This window comes from Lutispora saccharofermentans, from assembly GCF_024363565.1.
GTDB lineage: Bacteria > Bacillota > Clostridia > Lutisporales > Lutisporaceae > Lutispora > Lutispora saccharofermentans.
This window is the reverse complement of sequence record NZ_JAJEKE010000002.1, coordinates 83,103-102,721: the sequence shown is the minus strand read 5'-3', so window position 1 is coordinate 102,721 and position 19,619 is coordinate 83,103. Positions and strand designations below refer to the sequence as shown.

The window sequence follows — 19,619 nt, the reverse complement described above, 5'->3', positions numbered from 1 at the left end:
TTCTTAAAGTATAACCGAACATACGTTCGGTGTCAACTGTGTAATATATCCTTGAGTAAAGCGAAGCCTCATTCGTCTGCAAAGCGATATCCTACTCCTACCTTCGTAATAATAAAACGGGGCTGTGCCGAGTCCTTTTCTATCTTTCTCCGGAGGCTTGCCATGAAAACCCTGATAGATTGCGGATCTCCGGCTTCCCCATAACCCCAAACTTCTTTTGAAATATAATTGTGGGTAAGGACTTTCCCCCGGTTCGCGATCAATAGCGAAAGCAGCTTAAACTCTATAGGCGTCAAATGTACCTCTGAGCCGTCAACGAATACACGCCCTTTTTCAAAATTGACAGTCAAATAATCGCAGATAAATTCTTCCGACTGTGCAGGAATCATTTCCCTTTTGGCTTTTCTTTCGACAACACGTATACGGGCTAAGAGCTCACCCATATGAAAAGGCTTTGTTATATAATCATCTGCCCCTGCATCAAGAGCTGTTATCTTTTCATGCTCCTGGCCCCGGGCCGAAATTATCATAATAGGTGTATCCGAGTCTTTCCTGATCTCCCTTATGACGTCTATGCCATCCATATCAGGAAGACCAAGGTCGAGCAGGATGAGGTCCGGATTATTGGAGCGAAACAATGAAATCCCGCTTCTGCCCGTACCAGCTGTAACAAACGCATATCCATAGGCTTTAAGCGACATGGATATAAAATTGACTATATATTTATCATCCTCAATAAGAAGTATGCTAAAGCTATTTTCCATTTTCCTCATCACCTTCTTTCATCGGAAGGCTAAACCGGAACAAAGCCCCGCCATCAGCCGGAGCTTCAGCCGATATCGTGCCCCCATGGGCATCGATAATGGCCTTGCAGATGGCCAGGCCCAGCCCTATTCCGCGGGTTGAATCCGCCGATTTGCCTAAAGAAGCCTTGACAAAACCGTCAAACAAGCTGTCTTTGATGCTGCGGTCAATACCTGGTCCATTGTCCTGCACCTCAAATACAGCATTATCATTTTGAGCATATACTCGCAATATTATATCTGTCTTATCGCTTGTATGCTTTACAGCATTGTCAAGAAGATTTGTCAGCACCTGTGCTATGAGAGTTCCATCCATTGGAAGCGAAATCAAATTGTCCGGCAGGTATACTGTCAATCTGTCTCTGAATGCCGTTCCGGGAATATGAGAGAGGGCTTCATTGACCACATCATCTACCACTTCCATGCTTTTATTGATCGTAAGCTTTCCCTCGTCAATGCGCGTCATATTTAGAATGTTTTCAACAAGCTGCGTAAGCCAGAGGGCCTCTTCGTTTATATCTGCCGCCAGCTTTCTGACCGATTCGGAATCGAAACCGGCACTGCCTTCCGCAAGCAGACCGCTTGCTCCGACAATAGCGGTTAGGGGCGTTCGCAGATCATGGGAAATGGCGCGGAGCAGATTGCTCTTTATGTGTTCTCTTTCCATCGCCACTTTTATATTCTCACGTTCCCTGTATATAAATTCTCTGTCAAGTATGAGAGCCAGCTGAGAAGTGATGCTTTTAGCTATATGCCTGCCGTCGGTAGTAAGCTGTGAGGCATCTCCATATATTCTCATCACGCCTAAGCTTTTGCCTGAGCTTATTATGGGCAATTCCTGAAAATCGGCAAGATGCGATAATTGCTCCGGCTCTTTATCCTGAAGGCTGGTGAAAACCTGATCCTTTCCTTCGATAAATACGGAGCAATGACATCCCGTATATTTGTGAGCATATGACAGAGCAAGCTCTATGGCATTTTTTTCTCCCGTGACATTCAGAAAGCCTTCGTTAACCTCAAATAACAGCTTTGTCATGCGCTCGCTTTTACGCGCTGCCTCCGCTTGTTTTTGAAATCTTGATGTCAATGAACCTGCTATGAGTGCTACGCTGAGAAAGAAGAACAAAAGTATCGCATCACTTGAATTGTTCATCCTTAGAGTTCTCAGCGGCGGCGTAAAGAAAAAATTGAAGAGCAGCACGCTGAAAAATGCCGCAGTTATACTATAAATATATCCACTGGTCAGAACGGTCACCGCAAGGACTCCAACGAGAAAGACCATTAATGCGTTTTCCTTGTTGATGCCCAATTTCCCGATCAGTATGGATACACCCGTGGCAAAGGCGGTGATCATGACTACATATGCCATTTGTTTGGCAAAGGATACGGCTCTTATTTTCCCCATAGACTTATCCACCTTTAGAAAAGTGTTGAATTAATCTGTTGTTGTGCCAGCTGATAACAAGTTAAATTAACTCCTCATATTCCCATTATATCACAGTTTCCCCTATATTCTTTTTGTGAACTTAAATACGTCTTCCTTCCTGCCGAAAACTATCAAATGTTCTTCATGTGTAAAAACATGATCCGGCTTAGGAAGGGGCCTTATGTTATCTCCTATCTTTGTTGCAAGGATGGATATGTGATATTTGGTTCTTACGGCCACCTGTTCTATGGTCTTGTTTATCCACGAATCCATCGGTGTGATTTCAAATACCGAATACTCCGGTGTCAGCTCGATGTAATCGAAGACATTTCTTGCGTTATACCTTACCGCTGCCTTTTCAGCCATCTCTTTTTCCGGATATATGACCTCATCGGCTCCGCTGCGCATGAGAAATTTTGCATGTATATCCCGGCTGGCCTTCGCTATTATCTTCTGGGCACCCAGTTCCTTCAGCAAAAGCGTGATTTCAAGGGATGATTGAAAATTATTTCCTACCGCAACGATGCATATGTCAAAGTTGCCGACACCTATCGAACGTAAAACCGGTTCTTTAGTACAATCCCCTATCTGAGCGCTGGTCACCTTAGGCAATATCTCGTTGATCTTTTCTTCAGAAATATCGACTGCCATGACCTCGTTGCCAAGCTCTTCAAATTTCATTGCTATATGTTGTCCAAAACGACCCATACCTATTACCAATACAGATTTCATTTTTTCTTCACCCTATCATTATTTTTTCACACGGATACTCCACCGGAACATTTTCAGGGGTTTTCGTAAATGCCAGAGCGATGGACAATACTCCAACGCGCCCGAAGTACATCAATAAAGCTATCTGCAGCTTTGATACCGCACTCAAAGCCGGTGTTATACCCGTAGTCAGGCCTACGGTACTCATTGCAGAAAACACTTCAAAGAGCAACTGCTCCATGGTAAAATCCTGCAGCAGGCTGAGTATTAGCGTAGCTGACATGGCTACGGCAAGATACGTAAGAAATACCGCACAAGCCCGCCTTAGAGCGTTTCCCTCCAGCTTCCGCTCATATGCCCTCAAAAAATCTCTTCCCTTTATAACCGAGATGGCCGACATAATAAGCACTGCAAGCGTTGTAGTCTTGATACCGCCGGCTGTAGAGCCGGATGATCCTCCAATCATCATGAGGATTATGGTCAACAGCAGCGTACCGCTGCGGAGCGAAGCTATATCAACGGTATTAAACCCTGCCGTCCTGGGCGTAACGGATTGAAAGGCTGATGCTATGACAGCCTGAAGAGTATCCATCTCTTTGAGAGCATAACCTCTCTCCATCAGGAAGAACAATATGGACGGAACTATTATCAAAGCGGCAGTGGTGGTAAGAACGATCTTTGTATGAAGCTGATAGCTGTGGAAAGACAATTTATGCTTATGGATATCTTCCCAAACAAAAAATCCTATGCCGCCGATTATGATAAGGGACATGATGACCAGATTGACCAAAATATCTCCCGAGTATCTCGTCAAGGATGAAAACTGCTCGAACCTCCCCATGAGGTCAAAACCGGCATTGCAAAAAGCTGAAACCGAATGGAAAATTCCATAGTATATCCCCTGCCAAAGCCCCATTTCAGGACAGAATCGAACAGCAAGAAGTATAGCACCGATGCTTTCGCAAAGGAGCGTTCCTATGAGGACATGGCGCGTAAGCCTTACGATTCCTCCGAGATACATGGAGCTTACTGCTTCCTTCATAAGTTCACGCTCCTTCAAGCCTATTTTCCTGCGCAGGAACATGGATATGAGAGTTGCCATGCTCATAAATCCCAAACCGCCTGTCTGGATCAACAAAAGTATGACTATCTGCCCGAAAAATGACCAGTGGGTGTAGGTATCATAAACAACAAGGCCCGTAACGCAGGTCGCCGATGCCGCCGTAAAGAATGAATCGATAAACGGCGTATAAGTGCCCGTCCGTGAGGCTGCAGGCAGGCTCAGGAGAACAGCGCCCGTCAATATTATAAGCATGAATCCTACAGCAATGATTTGTATATATGAAAGATACCATTTTTTCATATCAGATTAACCCTTCTATCAACGTCTGATTTAATTATCGAGACAATATATTCCGGAGAAAAATGCTCCGGCTGCAATATGGCAATATTGAGCATATTAAAAAGTTTTTTGTTTCCCGGATCATTGCAGACAGCTCCGGCATATACTTTCTCATCCCTTTTCTTCGCCATTGACGAGACCATCAAGTTTTCCAAATCGCTTTCAGAAAAAGCAAAAATATATCCGAAATTTTTTTCATCTAAGATTTCACTCACCTCAGTAATAAAAACTATATTTAAATTTTCACCATTTTTATAGGACCAGGCAGGTGCATGCACATCACTGCCTATATAAACTACTGCATCAGCATCAGCCGGCTGCGTGCAATCCTCGGGATACTCTTTGACAAAACCGTCCGAAGCAATAAAACAGTCCAGCTTGCTCATCATAATAAAACCCAATATTCCAATGTATAAAAAACAAATGATCAAAAGAGCCGCATCCATCAACATCACCTTCCAGGCATCTATCCGATAGAAATAAGTGTAGCACGCATGGTATAAATTTTGTATTAAGATTGGCGCTTGCAGTATAAAGATAGTATAAGGAAACAAATCCAACGAGGCCGGCATTTCTTTTACCGCAGAAATGCCGGCCCCTTATTTGCTTCTAATCAAGCTTTGATGCTATTACTCTGGATAGTTCGTTTATGGAACTGGTGAGGTTTTCCATTTTACCCTCTATCCTTATCAGGAGATAGATGGATATCGCTATAGGAAAACCTACATTTGCCACTCCGTTAAATATCTCTTCCACGATATCTCCCTCCTGCTCTATTTCATATCCATCTCTTGAATAGTGGTGTCCACTATTCTTGCTCCATGGATTGCAGCCAGGCCGCCAGCCTCAGTTGCAAACACATCTTTGGCTATGATACCCTCCATCGCTGTCTTTACAGTTTCCGGAGTAAGATTGTCGTCTGCATTGTCCACGCTTATCTTCATGGTCTTGCCGGCAGCATCCTTAAATACCATTTCAAGTTTCTTTGCCATGCTTTACACCTCCCTTCAATCATTCTCACTTATTGGGCTAAGCCTCTACCAGTTCGGAGTCCTCAGCTTTGTTTATGCTGAATACTTCTTTGGTCTGAAGCCCTGCTATGATCCCTGCGGCATCATAGATGTCCTGATCTGCAACTTCAGGCTTTACCTTGTTGTAAGTCTTTGAGATATATGTCTGCTTGCCGTCTTTGACCTCGCCCAGATATTTTATCTGGAGCTTTACATTTTTTACGTTCGCGCTTACTGCCATTCATATCACCTCCCTTCTGATATACAAGTAACTGCAAGGAAGGTGATTTTCCAAAAAAATAAAGAGGCTGTTGCAAAATTCCAATTTTGTCATTCTGAGCACAGCGAAGAATCTTTAAGACATTGCAACAAAAAGATTCTTCAGTCGCTTTGCTCCTTCAGAATGACAAGTTGAACGCGTTATGCAACAGCCCCTTTTGCGGCCATAGGCCCTAGTCGATAACAAGCTCCACGAAGCGGCGCAGGATGGCCGAAGCCTCCCCACGGGTAGCTTCTCCCGCAGGATCGAACAGGTTGTTGGGTTTGCCAATGATAATACCTGCCTGCTGGATAGCTTTTACGGCGTCCTTCGCCCATAAGTTGATTTTTGTGCCGTCGGCAAAGGCAACAGCCTGCCGTGATGCAGGCAGCTTGCAGCCGGTAGCTTTGGCGTAATTCACCATCATCACAGCCATCTGCTCACGGGTGATATAGCTGCCGGGGTCAAACTTGCCGCCGCCAATGCCCTGCACTATCTTGTTTTTGAACGCCCACTCGATGTAGGGCATTGCGGAATCGCTGCTCTTTACATCTGTGAAGCTGCTGGCCTTATAGGTGCTCACATCTGCGCCTGACAATTTGCCCAGCGCCATCAGGAATGTCCCGCGGGTGATGGCGGTATTGGGAGCAAATGTGATTGCACTCTTTCCGCTGATAAGACCAAGACCGGCAACAAAGTCAATGTCGTCCTTTGCCCAATGGTTCACCGTATCGGTGAAAGCGGCCCCGAAAGCTTTATAGCCCACGCCGTAGATTGACAGGCTGCTTCTTCCAAAAATCAGTCTGCCGTTGTCATAGCCGGAATCGCTGAGCATATGCGGCCTGCCGTTTTTATCGACGTATACGCCGCAGAGGCTGCCGATCTGCTCATCGCTTTCAGGCTTATATTGGATGCCCAGCATGATCCTGCCCTTTTTGAAGTCAGAAACATGCACAGTCTTGCCATCTTTCTGATAGCTTACGCTCAAATCATAAACAGGCCGTTTGCCGATCAGTGCCTTTGCCGCATTGGACAGCCCGGTAATGGGGTCAGCCGCAATGGTAACGGTTCCCGACGCCTGAGATTTCATCTCCCCTATGGCTTCTTTATCAAAGGAAAAGCTGACAAGTGGGGTGTTCACATCAAAGCGTTTTATGCCTTCCTTTTCCAGCAGTTCAAGGGCTTTTTCCTCCAGCTTTATTCTCATGCTTTTGCCCTCTGCGCCGAACCCGATATTTAGCGCTGCTCCGATGCCGTCCGCTGTTTGGCCTTTGCCATCCTTTTTCGCCGCTTCGATCAGTGCTTTGACTTGCGCTTCTGTGATGGTGACATAAGCCACACCACTCCTATCCACCGTGCCTGTCAGATTCATGGATGCCATATTGGGCTGAGCGGGCTTTTTATCGGTGGTGATGCCCGGCATAGAAGGCGCGCTGTTGCCGGAGGATGATCCGTCGCCTTTATCCTTATCCTTATCCTCGCCTTTATTATTTTCTTCATTGAATGTTTTTGTGGCTAATTTCAGCTTTGCAGCTGCTCTGGATATCTCCTCGGCGCCGGCGTTTGGATCATCATAAACAGCCTGTGCTTCGTCAATTATAGCCTTATACCAGGCCCTTAAGGCTTCAGAAGCTCTGCCTCCGGCAGCAAGGCTTGCCCTGGCGGCATCGATTGCGGCTTTCAGGTCTGATTTATCATTTTGGCTGATGTTTATGACAGCGTATCCTTCCGGCCCCACTTGAATATCGCCTGAAAGCCGGGCGGAAATATATTTTGCCCGTATTGCCGTTTTGCCGGTATGCAGGGTCTTAATATTGCTTTCATCTAATTGAATCAGCTCTCTCGCATACATGATATGCCATTGTATGTCGGCATTATCAATGGTTATTTCATCGCCGGCTGTTTTTCCGGCAATCGATAAAGCAATCGTATCGCCCACCTTTACATCAAGAGTAGGAACTCCTTCCGGATCAAGGGTTATTGGTTTGCCGTTTGCCCTAAGCTCAATGCTGTTAATGTACGCATATTTTTGATTGACTGCATAAACAAGCAATGATGTAGTATTGCCCGCTTTATCCACTGCCTTAAATGTAAGCTCCGCATAAGTATCTTTATTATCACAAATCCCTGAGTACGCAAAGGTTCCGTCCGCCTTATCAATGCTGACCGCCTTTCCGTTTACAGTAAGGGCGGCATTTACCTCAGTCATTCCGGTAACAGTATACTTTCCGTGACTGTCAGCAAACACCACATTTGTGCCGAAAGCTGAGGTGATATGACCCTCTCCGTCCATCTCCAGGCTCTCTGTATTTTTCTGCCCAAGGCTTAAAACAGGGGCTTGGGTATCAACTGTAAATCCAAGCTGTGCATTATCCACACTTTCTGCAAAATCTGCACCCGTCGCAGAGTCTTTGGTCTCGGAATATGCACAAAAGTCTATGATATACTCGCCATCATCCAGTTCTTCGTCAAAAGTCCATGTATCCCTGAACTCATAGCCTTTTATTACAGGCTCCGAATTTTTGTAAAGCACCATCTGCACAGGCCTGTCAAATTTATAGGTTGCGGTGAAGCTTGAGTCATTGAGATACTGGGAGCCCGCATTTGTCGTCACAGAAAGAAGCCTGGGTTTTTGCAGTTCGGGCATTGTATAAGGCCCGCTGCGCACCGTGTCTGCACCGTAATAGTATTTGTTATTGCCTTCACGAAGCGTCTTCACTTCTGCATAGTAAGCTTCGCCCGGGGAAAGGTTTGCTTCTTTTCCTAAAATGATGTCGCCGCCGACCTTAAACTGTCCGTAAGCATTATCAAGCTTCGCACCGTCAGCGGTCACAATATTTACCAGATAATCCGTATAATCAATATTGTCTGCGTCTTCAACCTCAAGCAGGAGGTTTCCGTCTCCGCCGTAATCGACCTTAACGGATTTGACGGGCTGAGGCAAATTGGTGTTGACAAATTCAAAGGGGCTATCGCTTATTGCAAGGCTTATTCCGCAGCTTTTCGATGACAGCGTCGTGATGACATAGTATGTGCCGTTTTCAAAGCTATCGGGCAGCGTTACCTTGTGATTGCCGCTTTCATACTTTTTGAGCTCTGCATGGGCAACGGATATCCCCAGTGTTTCGTCCTTTCCGTTTGATGAGGTCTTGATCTTTTCAAGCGCATCTTTATCCTCTGTCAGATAAATGTCCAGAGTCGTATCCTCATCGTACTGCCCATCGGTTGTCCAGTTCACATCTACATCGAATGAATTCTCACCGGTGCGTGTATAAGCCGTCTCTGTAAGCTCCGGCAGATTGTCAACTCCGCTTACGGAATAAGTGGTGATCTCTATAGAATCAGTTTTAACCGTCAAAGTCCAATCACCCTTTTCAATCAAAGCCTTATCTGTAACGGTGATATAGATATACTTACCGTCCCCGGCTCTGTCCTGAACCAGGAAATTACCGCCTCCCTTGCCATCATCCTCTATCATTGTGATATCCTGACCGCTTGGAGATGTGATGCCCAGGTCTTCCGGTTTCGGGATGGCGTAACCTTTGTACGGGATTTCAAAGAGCAGCGCGTCCTGATCCTTCGGATCGAAGTTTTTTGTGATAGTATGGCCTGTATTCATAAGGGCAAATCTTGGGATTACCGTTTCGGATCTCAGAGGATGAATATTCGTACCGTATAAGGCTTCATAATTTCCTTCCGTATTTTCATCCTCCGTCAAAGCGCTTCGCATCATTTTTGAACCCTGCGTGAGATCAATGGCGCTGCCAAAGCTATGGCTGCCGCTCCAGTAGTAAATTACACCGAATTTTATCCCGATGATCTTGAAGTTGGCTCCTATATAGGAATTGGTCACAGCGGCTTCAACGCCGGCTACTTCCTTGCCGCCGACAAGAGGCACTGAATCGGGTATGCAGATGCTCGCGCATACGTAGCCGTACAGATAATTCTCCGCAATCGTTATGGTAATGCCTCCCTTTATCAGCCCATCAATCACGCTTATACTGCCGTAAGCCTTTAAATGCCACGGTTCAACCCATCTTGCATATACTCCGGCGTCAAGATTGACAATTCTTTTGTCGCCCCTGAAGGCCAATGAGCCGTTCAGACCCATCTCTTGCAGGCTTAAGGCCAGATCAAAATCTCCGATCAGCGTATCCATAAGCTTAAGCCTTGTAAACAAAAGGAGCGTTATCGGCGGCAATCCGCTGACTGTATCGCCTCCGACGGTATCGGCAAGATTATCTATCCCTCCCCCAAGGCCGGTCATATAGAGGGGCGGAACGATAGGGATTATCAGCCCGTCCCTGATGTAGAATTGAAGGGAGTTCGGGATTATCTTTTCAGAATTCTTGACCGTAACCTCTTTGAAGGATATGACGCCCTGACATTCCAGTACCTTTACTTTTACCCCCAAATCAAGCTTATATATATTATCTATTGTGTTGATTTCCAATAGTGCGTATATCCCGGGCGCATTTTTTATAAGGGAGCCCAGAATATCCTGGGGAAGAGCTATCTCAACTTTGGTGTCTATACCTATAAATCCGGTATCATAAACCTCAAGCTTTCCGTCTGTTACTTCCGCCATTTCACCGTAACGAATCTCATTTATTGCTGCGGTAATCTTACCCTTGGAAAAAACATTCTTTTTTGTAAGCGCATCATCATCATCGTCCTTATCCTTTTTCTTTGTATCCTTGATGGGAATGCTTACCATACCGCCAAACCCGACACCATAGGTTGTGGACTTTTCCTCATCCCTTTGCAGTTCTGAGCTTAAGACGCCGTATTGCATCTTTATCAGCAGTCCGCCAATGGATTGAACCATGGATGCAGCGCCTTCAAAAGACAGCGTCAATCCTTTGCAGTCTTTTATGCGCGGATCCTTGCCGGGATTATATCTTTCCTCATCAAGGGTATAAGGGGTTCCTTTTTTAACATTAATGCTCCATTCTGATTTCCAAACGCTGATGGAATTGATAACGTTTATTTTACCGTCGCCGCTTACAGAATAATTTGTTCCGTCCTCTTGAATGATTAGAGGCGTATCGCTTTCATAAGCGAGCATATTGTTTATGGTTATTGGGCTGTCAGCGGAAGATGCCTGATAATATATCCTCTTTTGACCGCCGTCCTCCTTTTCCATCTGAATGATGTACCCGCGTATGATAAGTAGAATTTCGTAATCACTGGTATCCTCTTCGCTGAAATCATGACATATACGGTCAGCGGTTGTCATACCTCTATAGAATTTCTTATATTCGCCTTCACCGGCGAATGTAATAATTTTATAATTCGAATTATTATATCTCACAATGGCAAGAATACCGTAGGAAAGCTGTTTGTATTTCTCATCGGCAGATACTGTAAGACGGCAGCCGGCAGTGATTTCATCCGTTCCGAACCCCTCTTCAAGCTGAGGGTCTCTTAAGCGGAAAACCATCTTATATTCACCTACCGAAAGCTCTTCCCGCGTTTTAAAGCTTAATGCCGTATATGTGTCGTCAGTAAATGCCATATCAGTCTTCTTAATCCGCACCTCACTCCCGGAGGTGGTATGAACAAGATACATATCCCACAGATCACTGCCCTTAAGCGATTCAAATTCCTTCATTTTGCCGGATATTGTAACGCATTTCTCACCTTGCGTATATACAATCCCCGGTTTTAATGAATTCATCTGAATATCAGGAAGATTTCCCGTTACAGCAGGCAGCAGTATATCCCTTGAAGCGCTTGCCTCGATTGTTTTATCTTTGTCAACTGTGACCTCCGTTGCAGTAAGAGATGCATAAAGCATTTTTGCGGTAATAGAATTCTGCTTGTCTGCCTGCACCTTAAAAGTTACCGTTTTGGTTTCGCCCTTCTCAATCTCTGTCCAGATATTATGGTTTTCGCCTATGATACTGAGGCCGGGGTCCGCCGTAAGTGTGAGCATGGCTGCCATAAGCTTGTTTGCGCCGTCTACAGAGTTATCAAGGTTTATCCTAACATCGAACAGACCGTCATTTTCATACCCTGTTTTATCCTTGTCCAGCTTTACCTTATCCACTGCGATATCAAGTCCAACCCTGTCGGAGGCGGTATCGGACGAGAAGTTGCCCACGCCGTAAAGCAGCTCCGCATTTTTGCTCCCTCCCGCCGCTAGGTTGCTTTCACTCCAGTAGAAGACCAGGGCGCTGTCCGGTGTCCTGTATTGGTTGGAGTAGTTTGAAAAATCGCAGTAAGCATCGGCGGTATAGCTATATCTGGTGTTTGCAAGATTTGCCCAGTGGCCGGCAATCACCTTATCGGGAACAGCTCCGTCATTCCACCCTTTCAGCAATGCATATGCCATTTTAGTTGGAGATGACAGCGAATCTACAAGCCTTATTTGCTGAGGAAGCTCAGAGCCCTTGTATTCTTTTTCGGTGATCTGCGGGTTTGGTTTGGCATCAGTCATGATATAAGGCGCGTCAGTGTTGTTGTCCAGCGCCGTATCAAGCAGGATCCTTAATCCCACATTTCCCGATGAAGAGGTATTGTTTATAATCTGATAGGATATACCCACATTTCCCGTCAGATCATTTTTTTCATCAACAGAAAGAGCAACTTTTTGAACAACCGAATATCCCTTGATATCCCACCGTACGGTCAAAAGCCTGCCTTCTTCGGAGATCACCGGTTCGTGCAGCTGCGATGCAATACCGAACATACCGTAGCTCTGACCGAAAATATAATCCTTTCCGTCAATGCGGGCTGTAGTGAAGCTTGTGCCATTGCTTCTTGTTTTATCTTCCTTGTAGAGAAGAGGAATATTGTTGTCGTATTTTTTCTGAGGGTGGCCCCCAGTTGTTACTATTGAGAAGCCACCGGTTTTATTATTGATGGTGTAAGTCAGATAGCCGTTTGAAATGCTGTATTCCTTTTCCGCTGTTTCCGCAAACACATTCAGCGGTATCAAGGCGGTCAGCATTGAAGCAACAAGTAACACAGCAAGTGTCTTTTTCAGTATTTTCATCATTTCCATCAAATCGCCTCCCTTACTTAATTACCGCTTACATAGACATAGACATTGAAATAGTCACGTTTATCGGTCTGAATGTAAATGGTGTACCAGCCCTTTGAAAGCTGCCTGAGAGCATACTTTCCGCTGTTTTCGGCAACAACCGTCCCCCTTGTTTTCATTTGCCCCATGGTGTATTGACCCGGTGCGTATTTGACATATGCAGTCCCGCTGAAATTATAGAGAGATACATCAAAGCCTCTTCCATTTACAACCACTGAAGATGTCGCATCCGGCACAGCGCCGTCTATAAGTGCAACCGTATCGTAGAACCCTATAAGGCTGACTGTCCGGCGTATTTCACAATAATTGCCCACCGGGTCATATACCTTATAGGTAATGTAATATGGCCTTGCCCTGTCAAAGGTATTCCTGGCAAGGTCATCGGGGTCAAACCCGCCCCAGTCAACGACTACACTTGCAGTCAGATCAGTGGTTTTGCCGTTAAATGTATCATAAGCCTTATAGTCTAAAAGCAGCTCTTTTTTATAGGTGCCGCTGTTTTCTATGAACATAAGCTCGGAGGCATTGGTAAGCTCAATCACAGGCGGCTTCTTGTCAATGATCGCTATATCGACGCCGTAGGAATCGCTTAATCCATTTGCGGACTTCAGGTTAAAATTGAAAAGTCCATTCTCCTTATATTTCAATTCATGAGCTGTAGAAAGCACCGCATCCTCCGCTCCTCCGATGTATGAAGTTTCTTTGTCCGTCGTAACGGTAACGGTGACATCCTGATTGGTCGCGGGATACAGATCGTCCGCAACGGTATATCCTGCCTCGCTGCCCGGAAGTACAGAGCCGCTTGCCGGTTTTAATACCCAATCCCGGTTTTCATTCTTGTAGTAGTAATAGCTCCATGTCACCTTGGTGATTTTCGGAGCGGCCTTATCAATACCGCTAACAGCCAGGTCAATGTACTGTATCATCCCCGCGTCATCGTACACCTTAAAGGTATAGGTCTCATTTTCTATAAGCGTAAATGATGCGGCATTTGCACGATATACAATGCCGTTGCAGCTCACATATAAGTCCTCAAGCTTTCTGAAAGGATCAACAGGCTCACCGTCTTTCATTTCCCGCTCAAATGTTACCTTCACACTGAGTTGGTCAGCGGCAAGCTCTGCGACTGCCGCAAGGCTTGGGGGCTTATCATAAATATTACTTACTGTTATGACATCACTGCCTTTATTCCCGCATTCATCCTCGAAAAACACCGATACAGCTCCGTTTTTGCTGAAATTAAACAGATTGTTTGCGGTGGATACCTGATAGTCCTTGGTTGTCAGCGGATCAACAGGCTCTGTGTTCGTTATGGTTACACCGGATTTCGTAAAGCCTTTGATCTGAACGCTGACGTTTTGGTTTGTGACGGCCTCTGTGCTGTATGACAGACCGGTGATTTGCGGAGGCTCTTTATCTATATTAGCAACAGCCAATGACTTTACCGCTTTATTTCCGCTCCAGTCGTATGCGGTTATAACATATGTGCCGTTCTCACTGATAACCGCAGTGCCTGTTATGCTTCCGTCTCCCTCAGGCGTTAAAACGATCGGTACATCCGTCCCCTTCGCAGAAAATTTCACCTGGGCAATTCCGCTCTTTGCATCTTTTATTGTTATTGAGATGTTAACCGGCTGATTTGTTTTGGAAGTATTATCAATGGTATATGAAATTTCGGGGCCATCCAGGTCAAACCTATCCGCAGAGACTTCTTGCTTCACTGTGTATCCGAAGCCGTCGGACAGTTCAAATTCAAAGGTGTTGTCATAGGGGGTAAGGAGCCGTTCAGCCAAACCGGAATTATTGGCTGCATACATTTTCCGCGTGTTGCCTTTATCCGTAAAGTTTATCACCGCTTTGGCAGTTCTGTAATATTTTCCATCCTTCATTTCCTGCCAGTTGCCTTCGTGGTCCTGGTAATAATAGGATACCGTGTAGTCCTCACCGGAAACAATCGGCTCTTTTTGAATATTTTGTATGGGTATTTGAATCTCCGTTTCCATACCTGACCCATTTTCGGCAAGCACATACAGTGTGCCGTTTTCGGGGACTTCAATCAATGCATTGTCAGCTATCGGTATATATTCAATTTCCTCCAGCCCCTTCCTCAGATAGTATTTCAATGATTTAATGCCTGTTTCCGGATCTGAAGGCATGAGCGATACAAACACATTGTTTGCGGTCATGTAAGGCGTGCTCACGGAATAATCAACTTTTGGTGCTGTGCTGTCAAGGCAGTTTATGACCAGTGTTTCGTAAATACTCTGCCCATTTTGATAGAAGTCATTGGCAGGATAGGAGCCATAAACCGCTTCACTCACAGTGAGCTTGCCGGCTTGATAGGAGCTTCCAATAAAACCTGCGCCGTAAACTGCCTCACTAACAGTTAGCTGGACATTTTTATAGAAATTGGGCGTACAATTAGAGTAGTAGACTAATTCCTTATATCCGCCAGACCTTTTATCATCGCTGAACTCTTCGGAAAGGTTAGGCTCAAAGGCAAAATCAGTATTTTCATTTTCATCATCCAAAGGATTTAAGACAAAATCATCATATGTATCACTGTCAAATGTGATATGCAAATACACAGGCTCAGTGCGGTATTCCCCATGAATTTCCTCCATGTCGAGCTCTTCTGTATCACGGTAAAGCCTCTGTGTCAAAGGGACGCCCTGGCCGAACTCAACACCATCCACAGTTATCTCAAAGGTATAGGTGCGCCCGTAATTGTCGGCTGCATATATTTTAAATGTGCCGTTTTTAGAAGCCGTATATATATGAGTCTTTGTATGTCTTCCTGCGTTATTTAAAGCAAGCTCCTCATTTGTTTCGTCCAGCGTCATGTCTTCTTTTGCCTGGCTTGTCTGCAAGTCCTTTGGAAGTATATAAACCGGCATGTTAAAGTTTATGGTCACTGCTGCATTTTTTCCGACCAGGTTCGAAGCAATTTTATAATCAATGATCTGCGCTTCCCCCTGATATTTTGCCTTAACCCCCTGGCATACTATTTCTAGTGTTTCATTGCCCAGATGGTCAACGGCGTAAACGCCTATCTTATATGAGCCTGTTACACCCTTGAGATAATAAAAATATGAGCTTGCTGTCTCTCCAAAGCCGGTTTCAGTGCTGAGAGCCATAACTACAGAAAAATCATGTGAATTATAGATAAAGTCTTCTTCTCTTATCTCGCCGTTGAACGAGACTTCATTTATAAAGGCGAATCTTGTTTTTTCAGCTATTGCCCCTTCTACATTTATAAAGCCTGTAGGAGCGGGATTCCCCAGATCATCTTCTTCTCTGTCCATAATGCCTCCATCGGCTATTGGCCCCCGGCGATCAATGCATGTGACTTTGATCGGGATTATCGTCTCGTTTCCGGCCTTATCCCTTGCAGTTATTTTGGAATCAACACTGTCAGTAACCGTAATATTATATCTGTTGTAAAGCCCGGTTCCTTCGTCAAGCTGAGGCTCTGAAACAACAATATTGCCGTCATCGGAACGAAGTGTCATCCCCTCATTGCCTGAAGCGGTATCCTGAAGAATGACTGTCCCCGATATATTAAGCCTCGTCGGCATGCTGTCCTCCATCATGAGGAGGTATTCAGGGCCCTTTATATCATAGAGGATTTTTATGGGCTCTATGGTTGTTATCCTGTCCGGCATAATATCCGCCAGATTATCGGCAAATGCGGCGTTTGCAACTTGAATGTATATCGTGTTCAGGCCTTCCTCCAACCCTATGGGATTGCTTATGCCAAACTCGGCAGACAAGCCGCCGTCGCCCGGTTTAAGCTTTTCTCCGGTCATCCAGTCTCCGTATTTTATTCCGTCTTCCGATATCCTATATTTCACATGCTGGTTTTCAGCGAATAAACCTGCACCGTTCATCAGCTCCATAACCTTAAGCATTATCCTATAGTCATTCTTAGAGGTAAGATAAAAATCACCCGCAGTATCATTCAAATCAGGCTTTGCTTCGGCTTTTGGCGCACCGCTTCTTATATAGACCGTGCTGCTTTGCACCTCTGTCTTGATGCCGTTATTGTCCTCCGCCGTGAAAATCAGCTTATATGCGCCGCTCTTGACATTTTCAAGACTTAGGTCGGTATTGACAATCCCGTTGTTTATTTCGGCTCTTCCCGCTGCTATCGCCACATCCGTATTGGAGGCGTCGGCGATGATATATGATGCATTTTTTATTCCTGAAATATCGTTTGCATTTAATATAAAGCTATGTGAATTCCGCACAGACCCGCTGTTTTTAACCGTGATACCTGCCTCGGGCGGTTTGTTGTCGAATACAAAGCTTCTTGTATAAACCCTGTAATTTCCGCTTTTATCTGTTACCGTATATTCAAGTGTGCACTCGCCATTCAGCAGAATTTCCTTGCCGCTCCCGTTAAGCTGCGAGCCGCTTCCCACATTTTGATTTGTATACAGATGGCTTGGCGTATAGCCTACCCATCTATATTTTATGGTATAGTTCGGATTGTAATCAAAGCTGATGTTATAGTCAGAGGCCGGATAGGAATATGAACCTGCAATAAGGGTACATTCTATACTCTCGTTATTCATATCGATATCTGCATAGTTATATCCGGTTTTATAGTCAACACCGCTTTGCTTAATTTCAATATTATCGGCAGCTGTATTGTTTCCGGAGGAATCGGTTGCGAAATAATAAAGCCTGCCTTTGAAAATATCGCCGTCCTTTAGTTTTAACACCACCGTTGACGTGGGAGCGTCACTTTGTTCAATATATGCCCATTTTCCGATCAGGCTTACGATGTTCCCGCTTGTCTTTGTTTCTCCCTCAACCTTCGGAACAGCTTCGCCGTCTTCAACAAAGCAGTAGTATAAAACGCCTCTCTCGGATAAGTCCTTTATTGTGAACCTAAATTCGGTTGACCTTGATTTGTCAATATTATTTTTCGGCCGCTCTGTTGCATTAAAGGAGACATCAGGAGCTTTATTGTCAAGCCATACGCCGGGATATGCCTTTTGCGCTTTATTCCCCGCAAAGTCATAGCCCGAAAGAACCAGCGTATACCTTCCTTCTTCCTTATTCATAAGCTTTAATGGTATTTTTGTGCCGGCGGAGCGGGGCGCGATGTGGCTCCCCGTGCTTCCCTTATTGTTATCAAAGTTTTTAATGTTGATGCTGAGAGCCTTTTCACCATTTTGAGCATAGCTGTCCGAGTCATACAGAGTATAGCAAAAATACCCTGCGTTTTTTTCTTCCCGGGGGCTGGCATTATTTATGTATAGGTTTTCGCTGGAATTTACGCTGAATTCGTGAGTGTTTTTCCATATCCCTGTTATATTTCCTGAAAGCGTTAAATCAGGGGCTTTGGTATCTATCTTATGGGTTGAGATGTAGCGCTCAACCGTTTCGGAATAGGGCTTATCGCCGTCAACAAGCTTAAAGCCTGCCATATTGCCTGACTTTGAGGTTACGCCCTTCATTTCCAGGGTAAGTCCGCTGCCGTCATTATCCTTTCCCTGGGGAACAGGGAAGGTAAGATATACATACCTGCCTTCGTTCTTTATTTCTGTCGGTTCCACATAATCCTTATTCGCATTATAACGCAGCCTGAAGATACCGCTTATGTTTTTGGCAATATCGGCCGCATTATAATTATCATGATTATCCCCGCTCATGATTTCAAGCCTCAGCTTTATTTGACCGGCTGATGCATTATAAAAATTATTGTCCTTATAAGCCTTGAAGGCCTCGCTATCATTTACGACAGCAAGCTCTCCGATTGCAAAATTCTTTCTTATTATATCCACAGCACCCGAAAACTTATATCCGCCGTTAAAGCTGTTTGTGCTGCGGCTGGCGTAAGTGAGTGTCGGCGTAACCGTCAGCTTGTTCACGCCTTTTTTAGCCATCTCGCTGTAAATTTTGCTTTTGTCCACGGTAAAGCCTCTTCCGTAATCAATACCGTCATATTTAACGCTATTGGTTGTGATGAAGGCATCAGGAGCCGTATATCTGGCTTTACCGGAACCCATCCCGGATAAAGCTATGCTGAAAACAGGAACATCTCCTCCGCGTTTTTCATAATATAAATACGGATTGAGGTAGATCTGGTCAGATATGATTGCATTCCAGTTAAAATCCTTTATACCGCTTTGTGCGCCTTCTTCCAAATATAAGACATCATTGAAGACTGAATTGAAATCACCGCTGCCCTTTACCTTTCTTCTGGACAGATCAGTAACATCCAGCGTTATTCTATCCGGATTCCCGCCGCTTTTGCTGATCCAACGATGGCTGAATTCGAATACTTTTTCTGTGAGCTCCCCCAGGGTAACAGCTATACTTTTTATGCACAGGCCATCCCCGCTCTGGTTAATGAGTTCAACGGTTTTCAGCATATAGCCAGGCTTGTCGATCCTTATTCTATACATGCTGAAGGTGTTTCTTACGAAATCATTATTTTTGGGATCGTCAAGACGGAACATCCTTACTGTGCCGTCATGGAAAACAAAGCGAGCATCGATATCTCCATCCGTTCCGTCACTTTTGTCACCCTCCACCGCTATTGAAAGGCGATATGCATACCCATAATCGTCCGCCGGTACCGTATAATCAATAAATGGACCGGCATATACGGCGGCAGGAGCTATCATTAGCAGTAACAGCACGATTATAACCGTTATCGGCATTAGCCTTTTTGCTTGCATTCTTCAACTCAACTCCTTATATAATTATTTAAGTATTATTTCTTCTATATATAACGCATTGAACGAGACTTCATTCAGAGGGGGATTCAACCCCCACTGAATGTTAGTCGAGTCCATACAAGGTGAATTGTCCCGCAGGGATAAGAGAAGGTGCCCTGGGGCACTGGACTTAGCCGCTCTTGGTACCCGCCGCCTATAGAGGCGGGGGTCGCCTGTGCCCTGTGGGTATAGAGCGGGTTAGTTCAGTGATAAATGCATTTGTAGT

10 protein-coding genes are annotated in these 19,619 nt (G+C 45.1%); all 10 read right to left on the bottom strand.

Translation table 11 applies throughout. The annotated features are described in order from the left end of the window. Nucleotides 1–68 precede the first annotated feature (68 nt). Nucleotides 69–764, bottom strand: coding sequence for a response regulator transcription factor (locus LJD61_RS03390; RefSeq protein ID WP_255226102.1), 696 nt, complete (start codon nucleotides 762–764; stop codon nucleotides 69–71). Beyond that, nucleotides 754–2,208 (bottom strand): sensor histidine kinase, encoded by a 1,455-nt coding sequence (locus LJD61_RS03385; RefSeq protein WP_255226101.1) that lies wholly within the window; start codon nucleotides 2,206–2,208, stop codon nucleotides 754–756. The genes LJD61_RS03390 and LJD61_RS03385 overlap by 11 nt, the downstream gene beginning before the upstream one ends. 102 nt (nucleotides 2,209–2,310) lie before the next feature. Continuing rightward, a complete protein-coding gene (locus tag LJD61_RS03380; RefSeq protein ID WP_255226100.1) occupies nucleotides 2,311–2,961 on the bottom strand; it encodes a potassium channel family protein in 651 nt (216 codons plus the stop codon). Nucleotides 2,962–2,968: 7 nt separating this feature from the next. Continuing rightward, nucleotides 2,969–4,303 carry a TrkH family potassium uptake protein gene (locus tag LJD61_RS03375; RefSeq protein ID WP_255226099.1) on the bottom strand — a complete coding sequence of 445 codons (1,335 nt, stop codon included), beginning with the start codon at nucleotides 4,301–4,303 and terminating at the stop codon, nucleotides 2,969–2,971. Beyond that, on the bottom strand, nucleotides 4,300–4,788 hold the full coding sequence (locus LJD61_RS03370; RefSeq protein ID WP_255226098.1) for a hypothetical protein: 489 nt from the start codon (nucleotides 4,786–4,788) through the stop codon (nucleotides 4,300–4,302). Before LJD61_RS03370 ends, LJD61_RS03375 begins: the two co-directional genes overlap by 4 nt. Before the next feature lie 163 nt (nucleotides 4,789–4,951). Then, on the bottom strand, nucleotides 4,952–5,098 hold the full coding sequence (locus LJD61_RS03365) for a YvrJ family protein (RefSeq protein WP_255226097.1): 147 nt from the start codon (nucleotides 5,096–5,098) through the stop codon (nucleotides 4,952–4,954). Between the two features lie 17 nt (nucleotides 5,099–5,115). Beyond that, nucleotides 5,116–5,334 carry a DUF2922 domain-containing protein gene (locus LJD61_RS03360; protein WP_255226096.1) on the bottom strand — a complete coding sequence of 73 codons (219 nt, stop codon included), beginning with the start codon at nucleotides 5,332–5,334 and terminating at the stop codon, nucleotides 5,116–5,118. A gap of 37 nt (nucleotides 5,335–5,371) precedes the next feature. Continuing rightward, complete coding sequence (locus LJD61_RS03355) at nucleotides 5,372–5,593, bottom strand: DUF1659 domain-containing protein (RefSeq protein ID WP_255226095.1); 222 nt, start codon at nucleotides 5,591–5,593, stop codon at nucleotides 5,372–5,374. Nucleotides 5,594–5,804: 211 nt separating this feature from the next. Next, a complete protein-coding gene (locus LJD61_RS03350) occupies nucleotides 5,805–12,620 on the bottom strand; it encodes an S-layer homology domain-containing protein (RefSeq protein WP_255226094.1) in 6,816 nt (2,271 codons plus the stop codon). 17 nt (nucleotides 12,621–12,637) lie between these two features. Further along, nucleotides 12,638–19,354: a hypothetical protein gene (locus LJD61_RS03345; RefSeq protein ID WP_255226093.1), complete on the bottom strand. Its 6,717-nt coding sequence runs from the start codon at nucleotides 19,352–19,354 to the stop codon at nucleotides 12,638–12,640. Nucleotides 19,355–19,619 lie beyond the last annotated feature (265 nt).

Excerpts from the sequence above, each read along its gene's own strand:
- LJD61_RS03360 (WP_255226096.1), bottom strand. The coding sequence starts at position 5,334 with ATGGCAAAGAAACTTGAAATGGTATTTAAGGATGCTGCCGGCAAGACC.
- LJD61_RS03345 (WP_255226093.1), bottom strand. The coding sequence starts at position 19,354 with ATGCAAGCAAAAAGGCTAATGCCGATAACGGTTATAATCGTGCTGTTA.
- LJD61_RS03390 (WP_255226102.1), bottom strand. The coding sequence starts at position 764 with ATGGAAAATAGCTTTAGCATACTTCTTATTGAGGATGATAAATATATA.
- LJD61_RS03370 (WP_255226098.1), bottom strand. The coding sequence starts at position 4,788 with ATGGATGCGGCTCTTTTGATCATTTGTTTTTTATACATTGGAATATTG.
- LJD61_RS03350 (WP_255226094.1), bottom strand. The coding sequence starts at position 12,620 with ATGGAAATGATGAAAATACTGAAAAAGACACTTGCTGTGTTACTTGTT.
- LJD61_RS03355 (WP_255226095.1), bottom strand. The coding sequence starts at position 5,593 with ATGGCAGTAAGCGCGAACGTAAAAAATGTAAAGCTCCAGATAAAATAT.
- LJD61_RS03375 (WP_255226099.1), bottom strand. The coding sequence starts at position 4,303 with ATGAAAAAATGGTATCTTTCATATATACAAATCATTGCTGTAGGATTC.
- LJD61_RS03380 (WP_255226100.1), bottom strand. The coding sequence starts at position 2,961 with ATGAAATCTGTATTGGTAATAGGTATGGGTCGTTTTGGACAACATATA.
- LJD61_RS03385 (WP_255226101.1), bottom strand. The coding sequence starts at position 2,208 with ATGGGGAAAATAAGAGCCGTATCCTTTGCCAAACAAATGGCATATGTA.